The organism is Verrucomicrobiota bacterium, assembly GCA_038744685.1.
GTDB lineage: Bacteria > Verrucomicrobiota > Verrucomicrobiia > Opitutales > Puniceicoccaceae > Puniceicoccus.
The window spans coordinates 35,073-60,267 of the sequence record JBCDMB010000020.1; the positions used below are offsets into that span (position 1 = coordinate 35,073).

Genomic DNA, 25,195 nt, shown 5'->3' on the forward strand with positions numbered 1-25,195 from the left:
GCTGGTCAAAATAGGTCAAAATAAACCAGGTTAAAAATAATTGACGGAGTTTTTGAGGATTTTTCTTCGCTCTACTTGAGGGTGGGAGGTAGGGGTTGGGGGTGAAAAAGTCGGAACTTCCTCAGAAGGTGTGCCCGGTGTGCGGGAGGCCGTTCTCGTGGCGGAAGAAGTGGAAGAAGGATTGGAATCGTGTTCGGTATTGTTCAGAGCGATGTCGGCGTAACCGGAAGAGGAGTGAGGGACTGGATGAGTGAACAGCAGGATTGGTTTTCTGAACAACCCTCCGAGCCGTTGCATCGTCCTCTCGCGGCTCGAATGAGGCCTAGGGAGTTATCGGGGGTTGTTGGGCAAAACCATTTGGTTGGGCCCGATGCGCTGCTGGCGCGACTGGTTCGTGAGAATGCTTTTGGCAGTCTACTCCTTTATGGTCCTCCAGGGTGCGGGAAAACGACTTTGGCCGAAGTGATCGCCACAGAAACGAACTGTCGGTTTGTGCGCGTCAATGCGGTTGCTTCAAACGTTGCTGAGTTACGCCAACACTTGGCAAATGCCAAGAACACTGGAGATCGAGCCACGATTCTCTTCATCGACGAGCTTCATCGCTTCAACAAAGCGCAGCAGGACTTGCTGCTGCCGGATGTCGAAGAAGGCTGGGTAAGGTTGATTGGTGCGACTACCTACAATCCGGGATTTTACGTAATACCTGCATTGTTGAGCCGGAGCCAGTTGTTTCACCTCGAGCCGGTAGGGCCGGATAGCGTTGAGGAGGTACTTCAGCGTGCATTGACCGAGGATCCTCAGATGGAAGCTGCTCGGGTGGTCGTCGAACCGGATGTAATGACACGCTTGGCTCGGATTGCGGACGGGGATTTGCGTCGCGGATTGAATTACCTCGAGACTTTGGTTCTCAGCCAGCCCGTTGGCTCGGCAGTTGGCCCGGGAGAATTGGAGCAGTTTCTCAAGGAGCGCCAGATCCGGTATGATTCGGGAGAGGACGAGCATTACGATACGATTTCAGCATTCATCAAATCAGTTCGCGGTGGCGATCCGGATGCCTCAGTCTACTGGTTGGCGAAGATGTTGGTCGGAGGCGAAGATCCCAGGTTCATCGCTCGCAGACTAGTCATCCTTGCCTCGGAGGATATTGGGTTGGCCGATTCACGGGCACTACCGCTTGCTGTTGCTGCCTATCAGGCCTGCGAGGTGATTGGGCTCCCGGAGTGCGAACTGAACTTGGCACACGCGACCTTGTTTCTCGCAACGGCACCCAAGAGTAATTCAGCCTGTCTGGCGATTGGTGAGGCCAAGCGGGATATTCGGCGCAATGGAGTTCAATCCGTTCCGCTCTGGCTGCGCGACTCGCACTCCAAGGTTTCCAAGGAAGCCGGACATGGAGAGGGTTATCTCTACAGTCATGATTTTACCGAAGCGATCAGTGGACAGGAGTACATGATTGAACCTCGGGCCTTCTACGAACCGAAAGACAACGGTTCAGAAAAAGCAATCCGTGAAAGGGTTGAACGATGGAAGGAGATGAAGAGTAAATTCGAGAGAGATGAGTGAAAATCAGCTCTCTTGTCTGTGTGATCTCAGTGTTTGAGTGAGATCATGGGGTCCCGAATCGGCGACTTAAGTCAGCCGCTCCTTGCACAGAGCTGTTGGAGCAGGGTAGGGACGGTCGCTCATCCAGAGCGAAAGCAATTAGATGACCCGCTTTTTATGCCGGTTGGCCCGAAGGCGCTTGCGGCGTTTGTGCTGGTTCATTTTGAGACGGCGTTTCTTGCGTAGATTACCCATGAGTGTGGAGCGGTCTGGAATTGAGAAAAAGATGGAGAAAATGTGGTTTATGGTGGCTTGTAAACCCTTTTCTTCGTGGTGCTGGGTGCCTCAAAGCTCTTGGCTCACCTCCAAGTCGACCAGCCCAGCCTGTGAATCGATCCATTTCTGAATCGGTTTGGAAGGGCGTCCATGGAAGGCAATGGGACTCAGTGATGGAATAAAAAGGTGGAGAAGGTGAATCGCCGGTCCTGCAACGAGGACGAACCCCTTACCTCCGGGGTGGCGCTGCCCTGGAAGGTCTTCCCGGGTCAATGGTTCAACGGATCCGTAGATCGACTCCCCGGCAATCTCCAGTCCGCATTCCGCAGCGTGTAGTCGGATTTGGTCTGGCCTGAGAAATGAGGTCTGCGCTAACCAAAGAGAGAGAGTGCTCTCGTCATGAACTCGTTTGAACACCGTCTTGGCCTGTTTCCCAGTCTTATGCGAAATGAGCGAGCGGGTGCCATCCCTGTGCAAAGCGACTGGAAGATCGCAAGAAAGGAAATCTTTCTGAGGTCCTTTTCGAACCAAGAGTAAAAAATGCAGGGACCATTGTTCGGACCCGTATTCCTCTCGGAGAGTTGAGTAGGTCTCCCGGTCGCCGGCAAAGACCACAGGACCCGGGCAGGGAAGGGAGAAAATGGCCGATGCGCCGGTCCAATTTGAAGCAAAAGGCGGAGGTTGTCTCTCAGAGATCCTCTGGCGGAGCACCGTTTGAAGAGTGGTCGTTGCCTGATCAGCCGTGCTTTCCGGATTTGGCTCCGGCTGCACCAAGACGGCCGCCCGCTCCTTGGCGAGTAAGACCTCAACTTTTCTCGACTTTTCTCCCCACTCCCCAGGGCGGAGATAAAAGGGCTGACTCAATTGGTAAGATCAGCCACCGAAGCTTTGTGCCGGTTGGCTTTGTTCGGATGGATGATCGACGACTTTGCTGCCTTGTCGCTTGCAGCGACGTATTCCCGAGCAACGCTTTTCGCTGCTTCATCATTGCCTGCTTCCCGCGCAGCTTTCACCTTCCGCGCAAGAGTTTTCAGGCGGGTTCGAATGTGCTTGTTGTGTTCGGTCCGCTTTTCAATCTGCCGGATGTCTTTGAGAGATGCTTTGGTGTTGGCCATCGATGTTTTGGAAAAAAGGGATGAGGAAAAACGCGAAGGGTAAGCAAGTCAATCTCTTTTCAGCCTTGCCAACCTTGCGCCACCGACCTTTTGTCGAGGGTTTCTTACTTTTTACAGACCAAAACCCTCTCCCTTCCATGGACTCCTTTTTCATCCTCGCGCAGCAGCCAGCTCCTCCTCCCGGTGGAGGGCTGACACCGATTATATTTTTTATCCTTCTTTTCGCGGGGATGTGGTTTCTCATCATTGCGCCGCAGCGGAAAAGACAGAAGCAGCAGGAGGCGATGATCAAGGCGTTGAAAACGGGTGATAAGATCATCACTTCCGGAGGCCTCTACGGTGAGATCACCAACGTCAAGGACGATCGTTTGGTGGTAAAGGTGAGCGACAACGTAAAGGTTGAGGTCGGTCGGACGTTTGTCGCAACTAAGGTAGACGACGCTTCCTAGGGGAGGCAGTCGGATCTGGGGGTAGTGATGTCCGGGGGAATTCTCTGGAAGGCAGCTCTTTCGGTTGCCATCGTTGCATGGGCTTTCCTCAACCTTGTCCCTCTCGAGGACAGGGATTTTGACTCGTTTGTCATTGAAAGGGCGAACCAGGAAGAGTTTTTGGGTTTGGTTGATCGGGCTCGGGAAGGGGTATCCGAAAACGTCTACCCTTCAGTCTACATTGGCCTGCGGGAGATCGCGAATGGTGAGGGAATCGATTTGGCTCAGTATTTTCCGGATCTACAGTTGGTCGATATTCGCAATCAGGAAAGACGGAATGAGGTCCTGCTGAGGGAGCTTTTGAACCAATCCAAGAGCAATTTAAGGCTGGGCCTGGATCTCGAGGGCGGGGTTTCTTTTACCCTCAGACTCGATGACTCTGCAGTCGAAGACGTCGGGCGATTTCAGCGCGAAGAGCAGCTAAAGCAGGTTGTCGAGGTGATGGAGAGGCGCGCAAACGCGCTTGGGTTAACGGAACCGTCCATCCGGCCGGTTTCCGATGATAGCGTTCAGATTCAACTTCCGGGAGTCTCGCTAGTCGAGGATCCGGAAGGTATCGAAGTTTTCAAAGCGCCAGCACGCCTCGAGTTTAGACTTGTCAACCGAAGCGTATTCCCAGGGGAGGGAACGCCAACCCCGCTCAACTATGAGCCGCTCTTTATGGAGCGGGAGAATGACGACGGTGAGCTAGAAGAGGTAGGCTACTTTGTGAAACGAGTCGCTGAGGCTACTGGGGCGATCGTTTCACGGGCCGGTGCCATGCCGAACGAGACCGGCGGGTTTGAGGTCTTTATGGACTTTACTTCGGATGGTAGCGACCGATTCGCTTCGGCGACGGAGAAGATTGTTGAAGCCAATCTGCAGGAGGGGGGAGTTGGCCAGTTGGCGATCGTTCTTGATGGAGAACTGAAGAGTGCCCCAACGGTGCGGGAGGTGATCCGGGGAGGTGCGCGCATTTCGGGCCGGTTTTCCCAAAGGGAGGCGATCGAATTGGCGAACATCCTGAACAACCCTCTCGAGTACGAGCTGACCGTCGATGAGATGAGCGAGGTTGGGCCTTCTCTAGCTGAGGATTCAAGGGCGAAGAGTGTTCTGGCCGCACAGATTGGGGCCGGTCTTGTGATCGCTTTCATGATTTTCTGGTATGGACTGGGCGGTATCGTTGCAGTGCTTTCTATTGGCGCGAATGTGCTTATTGTGTTGGGTGTTCTTGCGAGTCTGGGAGCTACCCTGACGCTTCCGGGGGTTGCCGCTTTAGTACTCACGGTCGGCATGGCAGTCGACGCGAACATTTTGATTTTTGAACGAGTTCGGGAAGAGTTGAGACTCGGGAAAAGTCCGAAAAACGCGTTGATCGGAGGTTATGACAAAGCGTTTTCGACCATTGTAGATGCAAACGTAACGACTTTGATCACCGCTGCGATTCTCATTTGGTTGGGAACGGGTCCCGTGAAAGGTTTCGGGGTCACGCTGGCGATCGGCATTTGTGCCTCTGTATTTTGTGCTTTAGTGGTCAGCCGTTTTCTTCTGGAGACTCTCGTTTTCAAGGCAGGTGTGAAGAAGATTCTCGGATGGGGGTTGCCGGGGCCATTTTCGGTGGACTTCCTGCGCTTTCGTAAGCCTGCGTTCCTCATCTCATGGATCATCGTCGGTTGCGGTGTGTTCGCCATTTGGTCTCACTGGGATCGTCTTTTCGGGATCGACTTTGTGGGCGGAGACGAGATTACGGTGGCTTTTGAAGAACGCCTTCCAGTCACGGGAATTGAGGGGGTGGCATCCGATGGTGGATTTGGTGAAGTTTCGTCGGTCTATCAAGTGAGCTTGGCTGACGGATCTGAGACCCTTGCAATACAGACGGAGGTCGGCAAAGGAATGGAGTTTTACGAAGCACTTGAGACCGCTTTTCCGGATTCAGGACTCTCATTCGAAGGACAGACGAGCATCGGTGCTGCAGTGAGTGAGCAGATCCAGAGGAATGCGATTATCTCGGTCGTGGTGGCTTTGGTTGGGATCTTGCTCTACATCGCGTTGCGCTTTGAGGTGGGCTACGGAGTCGGTGCGGTAGTCGCGACGATTCACGACGTGCTGATGACGATAGGAATTTTCGTCCTTGCAGATGGTCAATTCACCGCACCGATGATTGCTGCCATCCTCATGATCGTGGGATATTCCATCAACGATACGATTGTAGTGTTTGATAGAATCCGCGAAGAGTTGGACCTGAATCCGACCCACACCTTGAAGCGGGTGGTCAATCTTGCGATCAACCTCACTCTCGGCCGCTCGATTCTTACAAGTGTGACTACCTTTATGGCAGCTCTTGCGCTCTACATCGCCGGAGCAGGGATCATCGTTGACTTTGCATTCGTTTTCCTGATCGGAATCGTGACCGGAACCTTTTCGTCAATCTACATCGCAAGCCCGATCTTCTTCTGGTGGCACAAAGGCGACCGGAAACATGTGGAAGACCGAGAACTAACGCCTAAGTACGACTGGCAGACTGGAGCTTCGGAGAAAACGTAGTCTTTATTGCTCTTGGGTCAGTCCTGGTTCGGGTATTTCAAATTTCATGAAGACCGGACGGTGGTCGCTGACGTAGCTGCGCACCGTTTGGCAGGCGTTGCACTCCATTGGCTGAGGAAGAAAAATGAAGTCAATGCACTTCACGGGACTGTGAGCAGGAAAGGAGCGGGCTTTCTTGGGGTAGAGCTCATACTCATGGTGGCTCTTCATGTAGCCAAAAAGCTGAGCAACCGCGTCGCGTCTCATGGCTGCTCTGGAATTAAAATCACCGCAGATGATTGGGCGATGGATGAGCGGATCTCCTGGGGAATCGAGCTCTTTGTGCAAGAACCGGATCACCTGCTCCACCTGTTCCAATCGTTTCACACGGGACCGGAAATCCAAATGCAGGTTGAGGACAGAGACTAGACCCTCTGGAAACTCTATTCTCGCAAAGACAAAACCTTTCTCGCCAAGCTTTTGTTTTCCAAATGGCACCGTCTTTGCCTCTCGAATAGGATACCGTGACAAGATTGCGTTGCCATAGGCCAGTTGCTTCGAGCCTTCACGGCGATTGTGGACACCGAGGTAAGAGTAAGGAAGGGATTCCTTGTTCTGTATCTCTTGAAGAAGATTGATGTTTCCGTTCCAATACGACGCCTCGTCGACCTCTTGCAGGCAGACAATATCAGGATGGAAGCGGGAGAGGAGGCGGGTGATTCTCTCTAATTGTCTAAGTATACCCGTTGGCGAATGAAATCCCTGATAGAGAGAAAGACCACGCCCGTGGGCGATGTTGAAAGTGATCAGTTTGCGTTCGGACATTCAGGGATAGGGCGAAGTAGGGAGGAAAAGTAAATGATGCCCTACGCTCAAGGATAGAGCGGAAAAGATTGACGGGATCAGGTTCAATTCATGTATGAAGAGAGAATTCAACATGCCCATCTACGAGTTCTATTGTCCAAAAAACAACACCGTTTACAGTTTCCTGAGTCAGCGATCTATTTCCGGTGAAGAAATCCCGCGTTGTCCTGCGGATTCCCGTTTCAAGATGGAGCGACTGGTCTCGGGTTTTTCGGTGACGGGTCGCCACGCTGAGAAGGAGGCCGGCGATGGTCTCGGGGATATGGACGACTCGCGCATGGAAGCGGCGATGGCGGAGCTGGAGTCCGAGATGTCGGGTATGGATGAGGAAAATCCCGATCCACGGCAGATGGGGCGGCTGATGAGGAGGATGTCCGAGCTTACAGGAGAGTCTCTGGATGGGCAGATGGAAGAGATGGTCCGCAAAATGGAAGAGGGTCAGGACATGGAGGCTCTGGAGGAAGAGTTTGGCGATGCGATGGATGATGAAGAGGTCGGCGCTGAAGAAGGCGGCGACGAGCCGAGTGGGAATGATGCCTTGCGCAAGCTTATGAGAAATTACCGTGACCGTGGTCCCCGCAAAGATCCAGTTTTATACGACTGGCGGGACTACACTTGAGGTCGGACTTTCTCTTGGAGTGCGAGCGACAATCATCTCTGAAAGGGAAGTCGCTGCGAGCACTTTTCAGAAAGCGGAAGAACCGTGAAGTGCTTTACACTTTCGCTACATTGACTTCGACGGAGAGAGTTGGACTGGCGTAAGAAGTCCCGGTGAATCCACCGGATACAGGAGGAACGGATTCGGGGTGCCGGTGAACTGCAGTGGCGATGTGCGCTGATCCCGTAACAAGACCGCTGGTGTTGTCAAACCCGATCCAGCCGGCTCCGGGAAGGTATATTTCGGACCATGCGTGAGTAGCGCCGTGCTGCTCAGCGCCGGGGTTATAGAGGTAGCCACTCACGAAGCGGGCAGCTAGACCAAGGTAGCGACAGGCTTCAATAAATAGCGCGGCAAAGTCACGGCAGCTCCCCGATCCCCGGGTGAGTGTGGTTGCCGGTGACTGAACTCCGGGCTCCTCTCTCATTTCGTAAGAGAAGGCAGCGACTATTTCTTTAGCCATCTGGTCCAGCAGGACATAGGTCTCGATGGCTTGTCCTGGTATCCAAAATTGGGATACCCAGGGCTTCAGGTGTTTGCTATCATTGGGCCAGGTATGAGTCCGGTAGGCGAGCAGGTCCAATCTCTCTTCTGGCTCGAAGGCAAATGGGAAGGTAACCGCTCGATCATCGACAACAAAATCCAGCGGTTGGGTCGCGTAGTGTTCGATGACTACTTCGCTTTCGATCCGTAAACAATCTGTAGGCTCGAGTTCGGAAAGAACGCCAGTGGAGTTTCCGTAGATGTCGCGGTACCACTTTACCGTGTGGTTCGGAGTTACCCGCAGTTGAGAGGACTCGATCCGAATATCATGACCCTCACGGGGACGAAGAAGCAGGGTGTGTTCGGAAAGCTGGACCGATTCGTTGAAATGGTACTCGGTTAGGTGGAAGATTCGGATTCTGTCCATAATAGGTAAGGGCTGATGGTTAGATGAGATTCGTTGATCGTCTATTCGTAGAGGTGATGCGCTTCCGTGTTTCGCTGATAGCGGACAGCATAAGGGCAGACCACGATAATGCTAAGAAGAGAACCTGGAAAGAAGAACTTGGTGGCGATTAAGTAAAGAGAGAGAAAGTCTAGTTTCGAAAGAACGATGAAATTGATCGCAAGTCCAAGCAATGAACCAGCGCGAACGCTGGCGAAAATGGACTTAGATTGACTTGCAAAATAGCAGTAGCGAGGTTGTGGAGTGTTAGCGAGGGCTACTTCGTTAACACTCCGATACAGAAGATCGGGTGGAGATCGGATCGTCAGGACCGTTTTCCTTGAGAAAATGGTTTTGCAGGAGAGCAGGAAAAGTCTTGCACCACTGGCTTCGGTTGTTCGTTATTAGAGCAGATGTCCCGTGCATTAACCCCTCTAGCCCTCTTCCTTCTACTCTCATCATTTCCGGCATTCCTGTCTGCGCAGGAGGCACCTGAAATCAAGGTCACGAACGTTCGGTTTGATCGAGTTGGCAACGATTGGATTGTTCCAACGATCCAAATTGAAGCTGGTAAGAATCCTTCGCCTGACGCGAGAGACCGCGATTTTTTGGACGACGTTCTTTTTACGATATACGTCTGCTTTGAAGTCGATGCTCCCGAAGGCGGTAACCAATACTCGTTTTATCGCTCCACGGTGCGTATCATTTCCCTGGAAAGCTCAAAGCGTTACTCCATGAAGTTCTATCTTCCAGGGGTGGTGCGGGATCGTGACGACCTGAAAGTGGATCCGTTCGCATGGTTGATAGAGATGGAAGCAGGGGGCCAGAAGGTGGCTCCGGCAGCCGACCAAGCTGGCGGGAATATCCAAGTCTCACCGGAAGGCTTTGCAAACTTTCTCTCGAAAGCGAATTCCGAAGGCGCGGTTAATGATGGAATACTTCTACCTATCTATCTCGCGCCGATTTTTATCGTCAACGAGTCGAGGCCAAACCTTCGGGACGTGCCTTCTTTCTACCGATTCGAGCCTGATAATTGAACCGGGTAATTCGATCCTTGATCCACAGTATTCGGTAGTCCTATATCGACGGTTCCCTGTATGAGTTCTTCCCAAATTACCATCCTTAACTGCGGGGCAAGCCAGTTCGCGTTCGGCGTTTTTTCCTTAGATGGAAACGCCCCCACGTTGGAGCGAATGGTCACCCGGGATTTGTCTTATGACTTTTCTGAAGAAGATCAGTGGCTGAGTGCCACCCTCGGTGCACTGCGGGAAGCAACCAGTGAAGACAAGATTTCTGGAGAAGTTCAGGTTATTCTTCCTGGGTTTCTGCTCCTCACAAAGACGTTGCGGATTGCGCATGTAGAGGGAGGAAAGCAGGCACAGATGATTGCCTACGAAGCGCAGCAGAGCATTCCCTACCAATTGTCCGACCTCAACTGGAGTTTCCAGGTTCTTTCTGACGATGGGATTGAGACTGAGGTTCTATTCATTGGGATCCGGTCAGAGATCTGCCAGCGATTCTGCGACGAGATTTCCAAACTGGGATTTCAGACAGTATCGGTAAACGCGTCTACCATTCTAGACTACAACGCGTTTCAGCTGGCCTATCCTGACGAATCGGAAAATGCACTGGTGATCAACATTGGTGCCCGCGCCTCCAATTTAACGTTCGTTCAAGAGTCAGGTTTCTTCGTAAGAAATATCAATCTCGGAGGAAACGCTCTGACTCAGGGCCTTGCAGACGGATTGGGTAAGAGCTTCGCTGAGGCTGAGAAAATAAAGGTCAACTACTTCGTCTCCGAGCACACGGACCATTCGTCGACCGAGATCATTGACTCAGCTTCGATGACTTTTATGCGGAAGTTGTCCCAAGAGGTGACGCGTTCTATCGTAAACTTCCGGCAACAAAAGAAGGGTGGTGCACCTAAGAAGATCTATCTTACGGGCCGGTCAGCTCTGATTCCGGGACTGACAGAGTTCCTTACAGAATCACAGCGGGTTGAGGTCGCGTTTTTCCAGCCCGGACATCAGATCGAGCTTGGTGCAGAGGCGAATCTGGCCGCAGATTCGATGGAGATTTTCCAAGCGTCAGAGCTCATCGGAGAGGCTGCTAAGGAAAAGGTTGAGAATGGCGTGGGAGTCGATCTCCTCCCCGAGGAGCTCCGGAAGGAGATTAGCTTCAAGAAAAAGCGCCCGTGGATCGTTGCAGCTGCAGCTCTACTGGCAGTATCCCCCCTGCCGTTTATTGTGCAGGCGAAACAGGAGTATGCGGTTTACAACGATGCTGCAGAACGGGTTCGGAGTCAGTTGCCCGCGCGGCAGGGAGAGTTGGCTAAGATCGAAGCTTTGATCGAAGAGATCGACGCTGCTAAGGTAGAGGTGGATCGATTCGATGATTTGGTAAACTCTAAATCGAACTGGATCCTGTTCTTTTCCGAGCTGCAATCGGCTCTTTTTGACATCGGTGACGTGTGGCTGGACGAGCTTGTCGTCAACCGAACCGGGAGTGGAAACAACATTCAGTTCGAGTTGACCGTTGACGGTCGACTGCTTGTTCGCGATCCGGACTCTGATCGCGTGGTCGGAATGGCCGAGATTGATGAGACTCTTCTTTCCGAACGGATACGAACGCTCTCCGACGTGTTCCTGGCGTCTCCTTTTATCTCTGAACGTTTATCCCTCCGGATCGATTTCCAATCAATTCAGGAAGGACAGCCGCTGCTTCCATTCGAGTTTACCTTTGCGATTGAGCCCCAACGGGCCTTGTAGATATGGCCTTCTTTAAACGATACCCGATCTTCTGCATCACCTTGTTGGTTTTGCTTCTCGTTTTTGGCTGCGGGATCTATCTGGCCATTGGTGAAAGTGGCAAGCTTGCTCAGGCTATGGACAGGTATGATTCTGACGTGCGACAGATTGAACAAGTCTCTCGCGGAGCGTTGTATGATGAGGAAACTGGGGCGCGGATAACACCCACCTCTGACAATACGGCGATACTCGAGGCAAGGCTCTTCGAAGTAAACGAGGATTTGGTTCAGATTCGCGACGACATGCTGGCCCGGTCTGAAAACATTTTGGTGCCACCTGCAGACGAGTTCACTTTTTTGCCGCGACTCCAGTCCTACATCTCAAGAATGAGGTCTCTCGCCGAAGATGATGTAGGACTGCAGCCGGACGAGGCGTTTGGCTTTGCGCGATACGCACGGATCGGGGATCAGCCACCAATCGACAAGATCCCTCTTCTTGATCATCAGCGTCAGGTTCTGGAGTACATTCTTAGGCAGCTAATAGCCTCCCAGCCGGAAGCCATTTTATCCGTGGAGCGTGAAGAGGTTGAGCGGGTTCAGCCGGTGGACGGCTCGCAGGCAAATCAAGGGAATCAGGATCCCGAAGATGATGTTTTTACGATCGAAGAACTGGTCACTGCACGATACAACGAGTTTATCGACACCTTTGCATTTCGCCTCGTCTTCACGGGTCAAACCGACGTGCTGAGGAATTTTATCAATCGGCTAGCCGATTTTGAGTTACCGCTCATTGTAAGAAGTATCGAGGTCCGCCCTGCTGAAGAAGACGATGTCCCAGAAGAGGAAGAAGCGGCGAATGAAGATGATAATGATCCGCTTGCAGCATTGTTCGGAACCTCTTTTGCCGAAGAGGAGGAAGAGGAAGTAGAAGAGTCAGTGCCCGAAGATGATCGGGAGCCCGTCATCACCGAAACGCGGTCTAAATTTACGATTGTAATCGAGTTCGTTGAGCTGGAAATCGACATGGACGACGACGAAACGGAGGCCGGAGCGTGAAGTATCTGGAGAAAATAGTCTTCTTTATTGTTCTCCTGCTGGTCGCTGGGGTTGCTGCTTGGGTCTTTATTGGTGGCCCAGGAGAACGACCCAGTGAGGGAGACGTTCCAGCCATCAATAGGGGTTTTGAGTTAAAAGCTTATCAGAGAATGTTTATCCCTGATGATGCAGAGTGGCCTGAACCTGAATTCCAAGATGCGGAGGGCAAATGGCTCTATCGCGTATTTACGCCACCAAAGCTTTACATTGTAGACGGAGCGTTCGATCCAGAGCTTCCGTTCGTTGGGCCACCTCCACCGGAGCCCGATCCCCCACCACCATTTGGTGTTCGTCTGGTGGAGATCGACCGAAAGCTTTATCGGCTTCAGCTCTCCGCTGTTTTTGAGCAAGACATGGACAACATTGATTCTGCCATTCTTAGCTTCGAAAATGTGTACGCGACGGAGACTCAGCTTCCAACGATCAGGGCAAGAAAAGAGGAGGTGAATGAAGAATTTAATTTCCGGGTTGATGATATTGAGAGAATTGAAATCCGTGCGGAAAACGGAGGCCTCGAAATCGTCCACACTGTAACCGTGACGGATCTTGATAGCGGGAGAATCGTCCTCTTGTCAGATAGCGAGCCACTTTTTGAGGAGGGAGTGACCCTGATATTTGCTTCAACTGTAGACACTGGAGAAGAGGCAATTGTTCGTAATGTAGGGGAGACGTTCGTGATGAACGATGCAACCTACACGGTATCAGAGATTAACCTTGAACGCTCAACGGTGGAGCTAGTAAAAGAGGCTGAATATCTCGATGTTCCCGAACGCGAAACTCTCAACCCTCAACCCACTTCTCCAGTCACTGTAGAGCCTGCTCCTGAGCCAACCCCGTCAGAAGATGAGGGTTCGGGGATCGACTTCTTCTTCAACTAACCAGACTATCCTCCCTGAATCCACATCCCTGAGACAAATTTTATTGATGAAAACCCTGCATAGCCTTCCTCGAATAATTATTACGTCTGTTGCCTTGTCTGTTGGGGCATTGAGTCTTCCTTCCGCCGCATTAAGTGCGGAAGTGAATCCTTCCGAAAAGGTCGGGTTAATGGCCTCGGCACTTCGGCTCAAGGATCAGGGCGAGTACGCTCAGGCTTTCGAGAGGGTGATGATTCTGCGGGAAGTTTCTCCGGAAGATCCGTCGGTGAATCGCCTCTACGAGGAACTAGTCGATTTGATGGATGCAGAAGGTATCCCTTTTGCAGTGATTGACACCGATATGGAGGACTCCATGGAGGAGTCTCCGGGAACTGACTCGGTCGGGGATGATGTATTGGTCAACGTTCCCGAACCGGAGGGAATGAATTCCGCAGCGACGATTGAAGATGCTAAGGACCTTGCCGCTGCAGGAGAATACCTTCAAGCCATTGCCCTATTAAATAATGTCCAGGCAGAGAGTGACGATCCTGGTGCTCAAGCTGAGGCTGGAGATTTGATCGCTGCCTACATCATCGAGCAAGAGGCAGGAACCTTGGAAACAGCGATGGAGAATTCCGAGGATGACATGGAGAGAGCGGAAGATTTGGCATCCGAAGGACGTTACGCCGCTGCCTACAGCCTTTTGGATGCGGCAATCACGCGCCTTCCGCTAAACACCGGCACGGAGGACTTGATCGAAAAACTGGAGGATACGCGGCGAGAAATTCTCTTAGATCAAGCTGAGGAGCTGGCAGACAAAGGGGAAGGAAACGAGGCCCTTGAAGCATTTCAGCGCTACCAAAGAGACCCAAGCAGTAGAAAGTCTCTTCAGAATAAGGCGAAAGAGGTCGAGGTAATGGTCCAGAATCCATACGCGTACAACATCCGTGATCTAAGCCCTGGTTTTGTCGCCGAGTTTCAGCGCGTTCAGGATTTGCTGGTTCGGGGGAGAGCTCAGTTTGTGAATGGGGATATTGATGGGGCACGGCAGACTTTTGCGCTCGTCGAAACGATCAGCCCGGAAAACGTCGAAGCCAAAGCGTTTCTGTATGAAATCGCAAAACGGGCGAATGAAGAGGGTTACCTAGACCGGACTAAGACCAGAGAGGAAATGCTGAACCAGGTGAGCCGTGGATGGCAGCAGCCTAGAGTTTATATCGAGGATGTTGAACCGGGACCGGGACCGGGAGAAGGAAATCTAGTTCTAGAGAAACTGGAGGCAATCATCATACCGCGGGTCACCTTCCGCGACACTAGTCTTCCTCGCGCGGTTCAGTCTCTGTCGGAAATGTCTGAAGAGTTTGACAGGTCGGCAAGTGCAGACGGAACCCGCGGAGTGAACATGGTTGTGACTGGAACTGGGGGGACCGACAGCTTGGTGAATTTTTCGGTTCGCAACCTCTCGCTTCTTCGCATTCTAGACATCGTCGCTGACCAAACCGGGTTCCAGTGGGATGTTGTGGATCAGGTAGTGGTGTTCAATCCAAGCGAAGCGGCTGGTGGAAACAACCGCCTTCAACGGGCCATCATTCCGATCTCCAAGGGAACTTTGGACCTTATTCTGGACATTCAATCCGCGGCTGGCGGTGGCGGTGGCGGTGGAATCGCTGATGATCCGTTCGCTGCGCCTACGGGTCCAACCGGCCCGGCAACGGATGACCGTCAAGATGCGCTAGTGAATTTCTTCGAAGCTTCTGGTATCAACTTCCGTGATATTCAAGGTGCCAGTATTGTAAACCGAGGCTCGCGGCTGCTTGTCAACCAGACCTCTCGTAATATTGAGGAGATTCGCCAGACCTTGCGCGAACTCGACATTACCGACCAAGTTGAGATTGAAGCGAAATTTATGGAGGTTCTTCAAGGGAACTTGGACGAACTAGCGTTTCAATGGGATATCGCGAACCAGGGACAGGCCCAGATCAATCGGACGCAGGCGACGACGACCAGTTCTACCTTCGGCGACAATAGGGATTTTACTAGCACCACTACTAACGACTTTAATGAGACTACTGTTGGTCCGCCTGCGACCTCCAGTTTTACGAACCTTTTCGGCACCAATTCTTCTTCCACGGTTGGCAATAACTCTTCAAGCACTTCGACGACTACGTCCACTGTATCACCGGTTTTTGATTCGTTTGGAAATCCGGCGACCACGCCAAGCCGAGGATTCGAAAATAACGCAACATCACTCGCGACGATCTTCGGAACCAATTCTCAAACTGCAATTGGAACCATAACGACAGGAGGTGTTCCTGAGAACTTTAATGTTTCACCGGGTGATCCTCCAAACGCCCTTGATCTCGGAGCTGATATTATCAGCAACTTTTTTACAAGTGGGGTGATCGGGAACTTTGATATCAATCTCTTGGTTCGTGCGGTCTCCCGGCTGGAGGGGTCCGATCTCCTTTCAGCCCCGCGTGTGACCGTTATGTCAGGAAAATCAGCAAATATCGTGGTTGCTCAGGAGTTTATCTACCCAACTTCATACGGCGAGCCGACGGTTACTGCGGACTCTGGAGGAGGTAGCTCCATAACCGGTGGCGGCGGTGGCGCTGTTGCGGTCGCATCAGGTGTGCCGGAAGATTTTGAAACTCGTAACTTAGGGGTTGAATTAACCGTTACTCCCACAGTCGAACCTAATGATAAGATCAATTTGGCGCTCCAACCTCGAGTTACTGAGTTCGAAGGATACGTATCCTATGGAGGTCCGAACATCGCGCTCACCAGTTTTTCGTCAGTCCAATCTCCTTCTGGTTATTTTCAACCTATTTTCTCAACCCGCACGGTGGAGACGGAAGTAACTGTTTTTGACGGCGCTACAGTTGTTCTCGGCGGTCTTACGAGAGAAGAGGTGAAGGAGTACAACGAAAAGATCCCGGTTCTTGGGGATATTCCTTTGATCGGCAGAATTTTCCGTTCGGAAGGTGAAACGAATCAAAAACTCAACTTGATCATCTTTGTCACAGCAAATCTGATCAGCCCAGGGGGTTCGCCGGCGGCACAGTCTTTCGCTGGCACAGAATCCAACTCGCTCTTCCAGAACCCAACTCTGATCAGCCCCGGAGGAATCTTGTCAAGAGACAAGTCTACCGCTACAGAGGACTAAAATCCTCATCCTCAATACCTCTTGGGTCTAGTTGCTTAGTGAGCATGTTGAGGGAAAGAGAGTCCCCGAGAGAGAATACGAGAATCGTTCGGTCGTAAGACTTAAGGTTAGCCAGCTCTCTGCGGTTGAGGCACTTTGCGGTCGACCAACTAAGGGTGCCTTTGGTAATCTTTTAGGATGAAGGTGGGCCGCAGGCTGTATTTTTATTTATCCGGTTGGCTTGCCAGTTTACTGGCTGCCTTTGGGGCGGGCTACTGGATGACCTCTACTCCGACGAGAACCGCAGATGAATCGGTTATGAAACCTGGTGCTGTTCTGCAAGAGGATTGGGAACTTACGGGTTCAAAAGAGAGTTTTGAGGGTATGGATTCAGAAGAGCTACAAGCTCCCGTTGTGGTTGATTCTTTAGGTTCAGAAACCAATAGCTTGCAGGCAGTTTTAGCGGGAGCGGGAGCCCCTCTGGTATGGGAACAGGCGAGTTTGGAAGCCGGGCTACTGTCTTCGGAGGAGGCTAGGTCTTGGGTTGAGGCACTCCTCGAAACTCCTCAGGGTCCGCGCCGCGATGACCTCCTCCTTACACTCCTAGGAAGAGTAGCTTTAAAAGATCCACAGGTGGCAATGGCTTTGGCGAGTCAAATCACTTCCGTTACTTCAGAAGAACAGGCAAGGAGACGCATACTAGAGGTTTGGGGTGGGCACGATCCTGCGGCAGCACAGATGTGGCTCGAGGAGAATTCAGTTGGACTTCCAGGGCGCGTTCGTTCTGAAAGGCTTGAAGCTTGGATAGAGGGTTACGCCCGTTCGAACCCTAGTGCCGCTTTTGCTTATGCCAGTGCTCTTCCAGAGGGAAGCTCTCTGGAAACCCGCCTCAAACGGGAACTTGTCGAAGAAGTGATATCTTCTCAGGTCGCGAACGGTGACCTTGAACAAGTGGAGATTTGGCTTCAAACCCTCCCGGAAGGGCCGGTCCGCAGAGAAGCTCTGGAAGAGTTTTACTCAGAGTGGGCAGAGCAAGACCCTGTTCAGGCATCAGAACATTTTTTGCAGAACCGATCAGGAGATAGTGAACGGGTGGCTGCGGGGATTGTTCGTAACTGGGCAGAGTCTGATCCTGAAGCTGCATCGGATTTCGTTGCTGCTCTGGATACTTCTGATCCAGCTTTCGAAGTAGCGGTTTCCTCGTTAATCGAAAGATGGTCTCGATACGATCTGGAGGGTCCTGCTGAATGGTTGAATGAGCTCCCGCCCTCGCCAGAGATTGATCGTGCGGTAGCAGTCTATTCTGTCCGAGCGTCAAGGGAAGATCCCGCAGGAGCGATGTCATGGGCGGAGTCAATTGCTACTGAGCAGACCCGAAACCGGGTCATGCAGAGGGTGGCGTCTAGCTGGCAGGAAACAGATCCCTCTGGATTGGAAACTTACCTGCAACAGAGTGGCTTGGACGAATCAACGGCGAACCGTCTTCGTGAAGGAAGTAATGGAAACGATAGGAGGTTTCGTAATTGAACTCTTCCGAGGATAAGGAAGAGGAATCCGAAGAACGGCCATCTAGAAATATCATTCGCGGGGATGACGAGATGACTTTCCTCGAGCATCTCGAGGAACTGCGGTTCACCCTGGCACGCTGCATCGGAGCCTTCGCTGTAGGAGTAATCATCCTTGCATTTTTTCTTCCTTCGTTGACCGATTTTCTACGAATGCCCTTTGTTTGGGCTCAGGGTGCTAGCGATCCGGATATGCTGGAAGGGCTTTTCTCCCGCCGCCCAATGGGGGTATTTACTGTGATGTTGCAGGTGCTCTTCCTCGGAGGGCTTTCCTGTTCGTTGCCATTTATGCTATTCGCCCTCGCGCAGTTTGTAGCACCTGCCTTGACCGAAAAGGAGAAGGAAGTCCTCGTCCCAGCTTTAACAGTGGGGTTTTTCCTCTTTCTCCTCGGCGTTGCCTTCGCCTTCTTTGTCATTCTCCCCGCGGCTTTTCGGGTGTCGATCGCTCTCAACTCAATGTTGGGTCTCGAGCTTCTGTGGAGCGCATCCGAATACTACAGTTTAGTGGTCTGGCTTTGTGTATTGATGGGGGCGCTCTTTGAGTTTCCTGTAGTCTTGGTTCTCCTCGTTCACCTTGGGATTTTGACACCAGAAGCATTACGAGGCCAGCGGAAGCTGGTTTTCATCGGAATCCTGGTTCTTTCGGCGATTATCACCCCGACCGGAGACCCCATCACTCTCATGATCATGACCGGACCTCTCTACGGCCTCTATGAGATTGCAATATGGGTAGGATCCAAGTGGAAGAAAAAGCGGTCCAGCGATCTTGAAGAAGAAGAGGAGTTTGATGAGGACTATTTCGGCGAAGACGATCTCGATTAACCGTTTGGAACGGGGTTCGTATCAGAGAGTGGATTAGGCAAGACTTAACCCGAAGGGTATTACGAACCATCTTCGTCCGGTGGCGGGTGCGGATGGATGTGTCCGTTGAAAATAGCTCGGTAGATGTCGTTTTTAGGCTCGGGCAATTGTTCAATCTGGTAGCCGGCGTCCTTCACTGCATTTGGTCCGTATCGATAGGCCGCCGCTAAAAGTGGATAGTTGAATGATTCTGCCTCAGTGAGAAGCTCTCTGCAGTGCACTAGATAAAGCATTGCGGTATTGAGGTTGGTTCTCCAGTCCCAAGCGCGGTTGAAAGAGATGTCGGTAACCGTCTCCCAAGCCATACCACTCATTTGGGTAATCCCTCGCGCTTTTCCGCTGTCCGCGTAGGCGTTAAACGAACTCTCTGCGAAGGCGATTGAGAAAACGAAACCGGGATCAAGCTGGTGATCAGCGGCACGATCCTGAACAAAGTCCCATACATTACCTGCCGGAATCATCTTTTTCTCAGGGCGTGAACACCCAGCTATAAACAAGAGGGCTAGAGAGAAAAGCAGAGATTTGTGTAGAGCGGATTGCGGATCATTCATTGCAGTTGCGTCGGCTAGTACAAACCTTTCTAGATTCTTAAAAGGATAGGCTCTCAGCGAGTCCGAAAATCCCAGGAAGATGAAATGGTTCGTAGGATGTGCGGATTGTCTCTGCGGGGGTGAAGACAAGTCCTCCGGCCTTATCCACTCGTAGACGGCCTGGAATCTCTCGTTCGTTTTCATCCAGAATCATTCTTGCAGAAGCGTCATCGACCCATGCGCTGGCTTCGACTCGGAACAGTTTGGATTCGTTCACGGATACATCGATACGAATCGGTCCATCTGCACGGCGGTTGATCTCGATTTGGAAGAATGTCGTCTCATCTGCGAGAAGGCCTTCGAGGATCGCGCGATTCTCTCGATGAGAGGAGTTGGGAAAGACAGTAGCACCGGAAAAAGCGAGCTCCCGTAGCTCTTCTCCTCCAAAATCAGCACTCTGCTGCGCCGCGGTGATCAGCCGGATCCCCTCACTGAACCGCCACGACGAATCAAGGACAAAGCTACCTTCAAACTGAATTTGCCGAAACGGACGAAGTAGAGATCGAAATGGCTCTTCTCCAAAGAATGCAAAGAAGAAGGGATTGTCCTGCCTGAGGTAGGTACCGTCGAACGATCCACCGCTTTCGAGAGAGTCCCATCCGAGGCGGCAAAACCCTTCAAGGGTAAGCCCGCCTCCCTCAACGTGGGCAGTTGATTCGAGTGCGCCTGCTCGGTTCCGAATAGCAGATACGTCCAGCTCAAGAGTGGCTGGAAAGATGGGAATCTTTAGTTTGGCATTTGGAAAATCGAGCTTGTCGACGGGTAGTCGGTCAGGGCGTAGTTGTTCGCTCCATCTGGAAAAGTCTATCTCCTGAAAACGATCCGGAGGGTCCGCAAATTCGATTCGGGCATCGACGATTCGGAGGAGATTGATCGTTCCGTCTGCGAGAAGATCTAGCCACGGGCTTTCTGCTCGCGCAATTGGTGCGATGAGAGTGAGGGGACCGTCACTGATTCGGAGAGGCTGAATGCGAACTGAGTCCGAGCGCAGGTCCCAACTAGCCTCGCTCCCGGCAAGTGGAGAAAGAACTCTCCAGGGAAGCGAACAACGCCAGATTGCAAGACCGATAAGGCCAACGAGGAGGACGGCTGAAACGTAAAGGAGTGTGGAGGCTCCTTGTTGATTAGCTTTCGCACCGTTCACCATGGGTTTGTAATACCGAATTCGGTATAACTACGGTGGTGAAAGGCAGAAGACTCGTCGAACAATAACGGAAGGGTAAGAGCAATGAAACCGCCCTTGTTCCCGGAAAGACGGTTTACGCTACTATGGGTGCTTCAATTTCGGAGAGTGACTTCAGTTCGTCTACGATCGCCTCAACAGGTCTCTGGATCAGGCTTACTGAGGTGCGGCCGATCTTAGGAATCGGTGGTAGCTCTTGAACAGACTCTCGGAGAATCGGAGTCCGATTCGCAGCAACTTCGTCAAAGCGTCTAGTGGGAGAGAAATGAGGTCCATCCCGGATAATCTCCGGATGATTGATGACGAGATCGCCGATGGCCTTTGCGGTTTCGGCGAGTCGATCCAACTCAGCTTTGGTGTAACTTTCGGTTGGTTCGAACATCAATCCCAAAGCCTCTGGGAACGCGACGGTTGGTGCGTGGTATCCGAAGTCGAGGAACATTTTGCCAAAGGAGGGGATGGCTTGCTGGCGGGATACGCCGATGGACTCCAGTGCCGCAAACTGCGCCTCGGTCAGCGTCAGGATGAACTCATGCATTCTTGGAGCTTTTTCTGTTCCTGCTGGCAGCAAGGGAAAGTTGTCCTGAAGGGAGGTCTGGAGATAGCGGGCCGCAAGAACTGCAGTTCCACTCATGCGGGGAATTCCCTCATTCCCCAAGCGCAGGAGGTAGGCATAGCAGCGCACCTTGTGAGCGAAATTTCCAAAGTTGCGGTGAAACGTGCCAATAGAACGGGTAGGTGTGACTGAAGTAAACCTACCGTCTTTTCGAATGATTTGCTTTCCGGGGAGAAAGTCGAGGAGTCTCTCGCTAACGGCCACGATTCCGTCTCCCGGGCCTCCTCCGCCGTGGGGAATGGTCCATGTCTTGTGGAGGTTGCTGTGCACCGCATCGACGCCCATCGCACCCAGATCAATCCAACCAGCGATAGCGTTTAGATTTGCCCCGTCAAGGTAGACCAGGCCACCGGCGTTGTGGATTTTCTCGGCAATCTCGGCGAACGCGGTTTCGAAGATGCCTCCGGTGTTCGGGTTCGTGATCATGATTCCAGCGATTCGTGATCCGAACTCCTCGATTTTTGCATCAAGATCTTCGGGATCGATACAGCCGGTCGAGTCTGCTTTCAAAAGGGCAATCCCTGTTCCTGCCGGGTAACCAGCCATCGCGGCTGAGGCAAAGTTGGTTCCGTGGGCAGAACTCGGAATGAGCATGACATCGCGCCGAAGATCATTCCGGGCTCGATGATAGGCCTGAAACATTTTTAGGCCGACGAGTTCTCCCTGTGCTCCGGCAACAGGTTGAGTCGTCACCCCCGCGAGACCTGTAAGGCCGCGAAACCATTCCTGAATTTCGAACAGCACCTCGAGCGAACCTTGGGCGCAGCTTTCCGGAACCGATGGATGGATACGGGTGAATCCTTCCAGACCCGCAGCCCATTCGTTCAAATAAGGGTTGTATTTCATCGTGCACGATCCGAGAGGGTAAGGGCCTTCCTCGGGTGCAGCGTTTAAGGCATCAAGGCGTGTGTAATAATGGTAGATCTCATCCTCGGAAAATCGGGGAATCGCCGGTCCGCTTGCGCGATGCTGGTCGGCGGTCGGTGAGGGTGGTGCAGTGAACGTGAAACTGGATTCGGTCTCCAATTCTTTAAAGAGGGCAAGCACTTGCTCGACCTCGCGGCGGCTCGTTCTGTCCGTAAAAGTGAGCTTGATAAGGTTGCGCTTTTCGCCAGGAAGGCGGTCTCCCACAGCCGTACCTACCAACAGGTTTTCGGAAAGACCCGATTCAATAAACTCATCAACTGAGTATTCGGTCTCAAGGGTGACGGAGAGGAAGGCAGGGCTTTCGGGGAAGGCGTTGCGAACGCCTTGGATCTTCTCTAGCTCCTTGAGGAAGTAAGCTCGATCTGCCTTTGCTGAATTGACCGCCTCTTCAAGGCCCTCGGCTCCACGAGTGAGCAGCGATGCCCCTACAAGGGTGGCGAGGAACGCTTGATTGGAGCAGATGTTCGACGTCGCTTTTTCCTTTCTAATGTGTTGTTCGCGAGTGGAGAGAACCATGACTTTTCCATTGTTGCCGGCTCGATCCCTTGCACCTCCGACGAAACGTCCAGGAGCGTTGCGAATCTCGTTGCGATGGGCCTTGTCGAAGCGAATCGCGAATAGACCAAGCCCGGGTCCTCCAAAGTTGGGCTCCAGCGCGAGATGCTGGCCTTCTCCTATCGCGATGTCAGCACCCTCAGTTCCAAATTCGATCGGAGGCTTCAGACCTCCGGGCCCTAGGAGGAACGGATCAATCACTGCGACACTTCGAATGTCTAGTTCCCGGCAGAGGTCAGTCAGGGAATCGACATCTTCGAGGAGGCCAAAAGTGTTGGTCTGTGGGAATGCAAAGGCAGCGATTGAATCCGCTCGTTCGCGAAGCAGCTCGCGTGCAACTGAAGGATCGATTCTCCCGGTTGCTGGATCACAATCTACCGAAACGAACGAAAAGGTGGTGTCTGCGAGGTGGGTGCGGAGAACTGCGAGATCGGACGGCTCCAAAGTGCTGGCAACAGCGATCAGGGACGATTTCTTCTTGAGGCGAAAACAACAAAAAGCGGCTTCGACCAGTGCGGTTGAGCGATCGTAGAGGGATGAATTGACTGCCTCGAATCCAGTGAGTTCGGAAAGAAGGCATTGATAAATCCAGTGAGCGGTCAGCGTGCCTTGACTCCGCTCCGGTTGATACGGCGTGTAGCTCGTTGCCAAGCGTCTCAGTGCGGCAACCTTACCAACTATGTCCAGTTGTTTCCAGTCGGGTAAGCCATCGGACGCAAATCCTGTCAGAGGACGATTTCTTGCGGAAAGGTTTGAAAGGTATTCTCGGGTCTCTGTTTCATCTTTTTCGTCAGGAACCGGAAGGGCTGATTGAAACCGAATCGATTCCGGGATGTGGGAATAAAGGTCGTCGAGAGAACGAAGTCCGACGGATTCCAAGAGCTCATCTGAGTCGGCATCAGTCAGAGGGATGTAGTGCCGAGCGTGCTCTCTAAAGTTATCAGTCAGGCGAGGTGGAAAAGTCGGATCGTCAGACATTCCGGAGAGAGTAGGAAGAGCATGAGTGTTGTGCAAGCCGGAGGTGTTTTTAATCGTTGGAAATGCTCGGTTTCGGAGTGGGCGCGTTCTTGACCGGGAGTGGTTTCACGACCAACCTGCGTGAGTGCTTCTCCTCCTCGATAATTACGACTCATTCACCTACAACCTTGTCCAGTACTTTGGAGAGTTGGGGGTGTTGCCGGAAGTCTTTCGTAACGACCAGCTGACCGCAGAGGCCGCAGATGCGATGGAGCCCGCCGCGGTAGTCATTTCTCCGGGCCCCTGCTCACCCAATGAGGCGGGAGAGAGCCTGTCGTGGATTGAGCGCTTCGGTGGGAAGGTGCCGCTTTTTGGCGTTTGCCTTGGTCACCAGTGTATCGGCCAGTATTTTGAGGGAAATGTGGTCCGGGCGGAACGATTGATGCATGGAAAGACTTCTCCAATCCACCACAACGGAGAAGGCTTATTCAAAGGTCTACCGAATCCCTTCGATGCTACTCGCTATCATTCGCTGATTGTCGAGAGAGAGACTTTTCCGGAAGTCCTGGAGATCACTGCGGAAACCGAGGAAGGTGAAATCATGGGCCTCCGACACAGGGACTACGAGATTCATGGTGTCCAATTTCATCCAGAGTCGCTGGCGACCATTGAAGGAAAGACGATTTTGGAGAATTTTCTTCGGATCAGTGGACTTGAAGTTAAGGAGAGTCAGCCTGTCGGCTGATTCGCTCTAGATCAGCGCGTCGGTCCTCGCTGCGAGGATAAAGTCGTTTAAGTGCAGTCCACCCATTTCGTGTGACCACCAGGAAACCGTACACCTCCCCCACTCGGTGATCAGAAGAGGGTGGTGCCCGGCTTCTTCGGCTATTTCGGCGACTTGGTTCGTAAATGTAAGGGCACCGGCAAAGTCGGGAAAAGAGAAAACACGGGTGAGTCGGTCGACACCATCAACCACTTCAATCTTCCAAGACGGAATTTCCTTAAGAAACCGCACCCGTTCCTCATCGGTCGCCGGAGGAGCATCAGCCCTACAGGCTTCACATTTTTTTTCTTTTAGAGAGGTCATATTTAGTTGGTTGCGAGCAAGTTCTGCTGGGTCAAACACCGTTAAAGCTCCATATCCCGAAGGATATCGGAGGGGTTCAAGCCGAGAGCCCTCGCGACCTGAAATAGTTTATAAACAGTGATATTCTGTCCGCCTCTCTCAATGGTGCCCATGTAAGCTCTGTGGATTTCAGCACGCCATGCAAGTTCGTCCTGACTCAATTCTGCCTCCTCGCGTCGCGAGCGAATGGCCTGCCCCAGACGAATAGCGATCTTGTTTGCGGCCTTGTCTTTCGCTGCTCCCATCTCGTGGAGTGCATGATATTCTCTTGAGGGGCATATAACGACTGGTTATAAATAGCATTTTTTTGATCTTTCAGCGAATAGTTCATTGACCACCGTGTGTGTTTGCCAGAAGTTGATTGCGGGATGTTAAGGATCTTGGCCGCTTTGCTCGCTTTAGGACCCGCTATACTCCTCGGATCGGAGGAGAAGCAGGGGACCTTATCCACAGTTGAGGCTGAAAACAAAGTCGAGCAGGAGATGGCGGCACGGGAGGCAAAGAAAGCCTCCGAACGTTCGGAGCTTCTCGCAGTAGCAGCTACCACAGAGACAGAGCAACCCCTCCCGAACGGCAAAAAGCTCATTCTGCGCAGGGTG

General features: G+C 52.4%; 24 protein-coding genes. 14 read left to right on the plus strand and 10 right to left on the minus strand.

Going from position 1 to position 25,195, the window contains the following annotated elements; genetic code table 11:
* The first annotated feature begins 101 nt into the window (after positions 1–101).
* Both AAGJ81_11505 and AAGJ81_11510 read left to right on the plus strand, forming a co-directional pair.
* Entirely contained in the window at positions 102–254 is a 153-nt protein-coding gene (locus tag AAGJ81_11505; protein ID MEM0966765.1) for a DUF2256 domain-containing protein, read from the plus strand.
* Positions 190–1,563 carry a replication-associated recombination protein A gene (locus AAGJ81_11510; protein MEM0966766.1) on the plus strand — a complete coding sequence of 458 codons (1,374 nt, stop codon included), beginning with the start codon at positions 190–192 and terminating at the stop codon, positions 1,561–1,563. Before AAGJ81_11505 ends, AAGJ81_11510 begins: the two co-directional genes overlap by 65 nt.
* A 138-nt stretch (positions 1,564–1,701) precedes the next feature.
* On the opposite strand, the gene AAGJ81_11515 is transcribed toward AAGJ81_11510, so the two are convergent.
* From AAGJ81_11515 to rpsT, 3 genes are all read right to left on the minus strand, one after another.
* Entirely contained in the window at positions 1,702–1,797 is a 96-nt protein-coding gene (locus AAGJ81_11515) for an AURKAIP1/COX24 domain-containing protein (GenBank protein ID MEM0966767.1), read from the minus strand.
* Positions 1,798–1,887: 90 nt separating this feature from the next.
* The gene (locus tag AAGJ81_11520) at positions 1,888–2,682 is read right to left on the minus strand and encodes a hypothetical protein (GenBank protein ID MEM0966768.1); all 795 of its coding nucleotides are present in this window, start codon (positions 2,680–2,682) and stop codon (positions 1,888–1,890) included.
* The gene (rpsT, locus tag AAGJ81_11525; protein ID MEM0966769.1) at positions 2,679–2,933 is read right to left on the minus strand and encodes a 30S ribosomal protein S20; all 255 of its coding nucleotides are present in this window, start codon (positions 2,931–2,933) and stop codon (positions 2,679–2,681) included. The genes AAGJ81_11520 and rpsT overlap by 4 nt, the downstream gene beginning before the upstream one ends.
* Positions 2,934–2,953: 20 nt before the next feature.
* On the opposite strand from rpsT, the gene yajC reads away from it, so the two are divergent.
* Both yajC and secD read left to right on the plus strand, forming a co-directional pair.
* Positions 2,954–3,382, plus strand: coding sequence for a preprotein translocase subunit YajC (yajC, locus tag AAGJ81_11530; protein MEM0966770.1), 429 nt, complete (start codon positions 2,954–2,956; stop codon positions 3,380–3,382).
* Between the two features lie 27 nt (positions 3,383–3,409).
* Positions 3,410–5,944 (plus strand): protein translocase subunit SecD, encoded by a 2,535-nt coding sequence (gene secD / locus AAGJ81_11535; protein ID MEM0966771.1) that lies wholly within the window; start codon positions 3,410–3,412, stop codon positions 5,942–5,944.
* A 3-nt stretch (positions 5,945–5,947) separates the two neighbouring features.
* On the opposite strand, the gene AAGJ81_11540 is transcribed toward secD, so the two are convergent.
* Positions 5,948–6,748 (minus strand): endonuclease/exonuclease/phosphatase family protein, encoded by an 801-nt coding sequence (locus AAGJ81_11540; GenBank protein ID MEM0966772.1) that lies wholly within the window; start codon positions 6,746–6,748, stop codon positions 5,948–5,950.
* Between the two features lie 94 nt (positions 6,749–6,842).
* Between AAGJ81_11540 and AAGJ81_11545 the strand changes: the two genes are divergently transcribed.
* Positions 6,843–7,406, plus strand: coding sequence for a cytochrome C (locus AAGJ81_11545; GenBank protein MEM0966773.1), 564 nt, complete (start codon positions 6,843–6,845; stop codon positions 7,404–7,406).
* Positions 7,407–7,500: 94 nt separating this feature from the next.
* Here the strand turns inward: AAGJ81_11545 and AAGJ81_11550 are convergent, their stop codons facing one another.
* Positions 7,501–8,355, minus strand: coding sequence for a transglutaminase family protein (locus AAGJ81_11550; protein ID MEM0966774.1), 855 nt, complete (start codon positions 8,353–8,355; stop codon positions 7,501–7,503).
* A gap of 431 nt (positions 8,356–8,786) precedes the next feature.
* Between AAGJ81_11550 and AAGJ81_11555 the strand changes: the two genes are divergently transcribed.
* The 7 genes from AAGJ81_11555 (at position 8,787) to tatC (ending at position 18,603) form a co-directional block, all read left to right on the plus strand.
* Complete coding sequence (locus tag AAGJ81_11555) at positions 8,787–9,410, plus strand: hypothetical protein (protein MEM0966775.1); 624 nt, start codon at positions 8,787–8,789, stop codon at positions 9,408–9,410.
* 60 nt (positions 9,411–9,470) lie between these two features.
* Positions 9,471–11,141 (plus strand): pilus assembly protein PilM, encoded by a 1,671-nt coding sequence (gene pilM, locus AAGJ81_11560; protein ID MEM0966776.1) that lies wholly within the window; start codon positions 9,471–9,473, stop codon positions 11,139–11,141.
* A 2-nt stretch (positions 11,142–11,143) separates the two neighbouring features.
* Positions 11,144–12,175 carry a hypothetical protein gene (locus tag AAGJ81_11565; protein ID MEM0966777.1) on the plus strand — a complete coding sequence of 344 codons (1,032 nt, stop codon included), beginning with the start codon at positions 11,144–11,146 and terminating at the stop codon, positions 12,173–12,175.
* Positions 12,172–13,092, plus strand: a complete 921-nt coding sequence (locus AAGJ81_11570) for a hypothetical protein (GenBank protein MEM0966778.1) — start codon at positions 12,172–12,174, stop codon at positions 13,090–13,092. The genes AAGJ81_11565 and AAGJ81_11570 overlap by 4 nt, the downstream gene beginning before the upstream one ends.
* 46 nt (positions 13,093–13,138) lie before the next feature.
* Positions 13,139–16,237, plus strand: a complete 3,099-nt coding sequence (locus AAGJ81_11575; protein ID MEM0966779.1) for a hypothetical protein — start codon at positions 13,139–13,141, stop codon at positions 16,235–16,237.
* 177 nt (positions 16,238–16,414) lie between these two features.
* Positions 16,415–17,743, plus strand: coding sequence for a hypothetical protein (locus tag AAGJ81_11580; protein ID MEM0966780.1), 1,329 nt, complete (start codon positions 16,415–16,417; stop codon positions 17,741–17,743).
* A complete protein-coding gene (gene tatC / locus AAGJ81_11585) occupies positions 17,740–18,603 on the plus strand; it encodes a twin-arginine translocase subunit TatC (GenBank protein ID MEM0966781.1) in 864 nt (287 codons plus the stop codon). The genes AAGJ81_11580 and tatC overlap by 4 nt, the downstream gene beginning before the upstream one ends.
* 59 nt (positions 18,604–18,662) lie before the next feature.
* On the opposite strand, the gene AAGJ81_11590 is transcribed toward tatC, so the two are convergent.
* From AAGJ81_11590 to gcvPB, 3 genes are all read right to left on the minus strand, one after another.
* Entirely contained in the window at positions 18,663–19,103 is a 441-nt protein-coding gene (locus AAGJ81_11590; GenBank protein ID MEM0966782.1) for a transglycosylase SLT domain-containing protein, read from the minus strand.
* 127 nt (positions 19,104–19,230) lie between these two features.
* Positions 19,231–20,379, minus strand: coding sequence for a hypothetical protein (locus AAGJ81_11595; protein ID MEM0966783.1), 1,149 nt, complete (start codon positions 20,377–20,379; stop codon positions 19,231–19,233).
* A 112-nt stretch (positions 20,380–20,491) separates the two neighbouring features.
* The gene (gene gcvPB / locus AAGJ81_11600) at positions 20,492–23,527 is read right to left on the minus strand and encodes an aminomethyl-transferring glycine dehydrogenase subunit GcvPB (protein ID MEM0966784.1); all 3,036 of its coding nucleotides are present in this window, start codon (positions 23,525–23,527) and stop codon (positions 20,492–20,494) included.
* An 88-nt stretch (positions 23,528–23,615) separates the two neighbouring features.
* Between gcvPB and AAGJ81_11605 the strand changes: the two genes are divergently transcribed.
* Positions 23,616–24,215 (plus strand): aminodeoxychorismate/anthranilate synthase component II, encoded by a 600-nt coding sequence (locus AAGJ81_11605; GenBank protein ID MEM0966785.1) that lies wholly within the window; start codon positions 23,616–23,618, stop codon positions 24,213–24,215.
* Positions 24,216–24,221: 6 nt separating this feature from the next.
* On the opposite strand, the gene AAGJ81_11610 is transcribed toward AAGJ81_11605, so the two are convergent.
* Entirely contained in the window at positions 24,222–24,557 is a 336-nt protein-coding gene (locus tag AAGJ81_11610) for a 4a-hydroxytetrahydrobiopterin dehydratase (protein MEM0966786.1), read from the minus strand.
* 41 nt (positions 24,558–24,598) lie between these two features.
* Positions 24,599–24,841, minus strand: a complete 243-nt coding sequence (locus tag AAGJ81_11615) for a helix-turn-helix transcriptional regulator (protein ID MEM0966787.1) — start codon at positions 24,839–24,841, stop codon at positions 24,599–24,601.
* Positions 24,842–24,964: 123 nt separating this feature from the next.
* On the opposite strand from AAGJ81_11615, the gene AAGJ81_11620 reads away from it, so the two are divergent.
* Positions 24,965–25,195: hypothetical protein (locus AAGJ81_11620; GenBank protein ID MEM0966788.1), on the plus strand; the 231-nt coding region annotated here is incomplete at its 3' end.

Excerpts from the sequence above, each read along its gene's own strand:
- AAGJ81_11540 (MEM0966772.1), bottom strand. The coding sequence starts at position 6,748 with ATGTCCGAACGCAAACTGATCACTTTCAACATCGCCCACGGGCGTGGT.
- AAGJ81_11595 (MEM0966783.1), bottom strand. The coding sequence starts at position 20,379 with ATGGTGAACGGTGCGAAAGCTAATCAACAAGGAGCCTCCACACTCCTT.
- AAGJ81_11555 (MEM0966775.1), top strand. The coding sequence starts at position 8,787 with ATGTCCCGTGCATTAACCCCTCTAGCCCTCTTCCTTCTACTCTCATCA.
- AAGJ81_11565 (MEM0966777.1), top strand. The coding sequence starts at position 11,144 with ATGGCCTTCTTTAAACGATACCCGATCTTCTGCATCACCTTGTTGGTT.
- yajC (MEM0966770.1), top strand. The coding sequence starts at position 2,954 with ATGAGGAAAAACGCGAAGGGTAAGCAAGTCAATCTCTTTTCAGCCTTG.
- AAGJ81_11550 (MEM0966774.1), bottom strand. The coding sequence starts at position 8,355 with ATGGACAGAATCCGAATCTTCCACCTAACCGAGTACCATTTCAACGAA.
- rpsT (MEM0966769.1), bottom strand. The coding sequence starts at position 2,933 with ATGGCCAACACCAAAGCATCTCTCAAAGACATCCGGCAGATTGAAAAG.
- AAGJ81_11575 (MEM0966779.1), top strand. The coding sequence starts at position 13,139 with ATGAAAACCCTGCATAGCCTTCCTCGAATAATTATTACGTCTGTTGCC.
- AAGJ81_11610 (MEM0966786.1), bottom strand. The coding sequence starts at position 24,557 with ATGACCTCTCTAAAAGAAAAAAAATGTGAAGCCTGTAGGGCTGATGCT.
- AAGJ81_11545 (MEM0966773.1), top strand. The coding sequence starts at position 6,843 with ATGAAGAGAGAATTCAACATGCCCATCTACGAGTTCTATTGTCCAAAA.
- AAGJ81_11515 (MEM0966767.1), bottom strand. The coding sequence starts at position 1,797 with ATGGGTAATCTACGCAAGAAACGCCGTCTCAAAATGAACCAGCACAAA.
- AAGJ81_11590 (MEM0966782.1), bottom strand. The coding sequence starts at position 19,103 with ATGATTCCGGCAGGTAATGTATGGGACTTTGTTCAGGATCGTGCCGCT.
- AAGJ81_11615 (MEM0966787.1), bottom strand. The coding sequence starts at position 24,841 with ATGGGAGCAGCGAAAGACAAGGCCGCAAACAAGATCGCTATTCGTCTG.
- pilM (MEM0966776.1), top strand. The coding sequence starts at position 9,471 with ATGAGTTCTTCCCAAATTACCATCCTTAACTGCGGGGCAAGCCAGTTC.
- secD (MEM0966771.1), top strand. The coding sequence starts at position 3,410 with ATGTCCGGGGGAATTCTCTGGAAGGCAGCTCTTTCGGTTGCCATCGTT.
- AAGJ81_11580 (MEM0966780.1), top strand. The coding sequence starts at position 16,415 with ATGAAGGTGGGCCGCAGGCTGTATTTTTATTTATCCGGTTGGCTTGCC.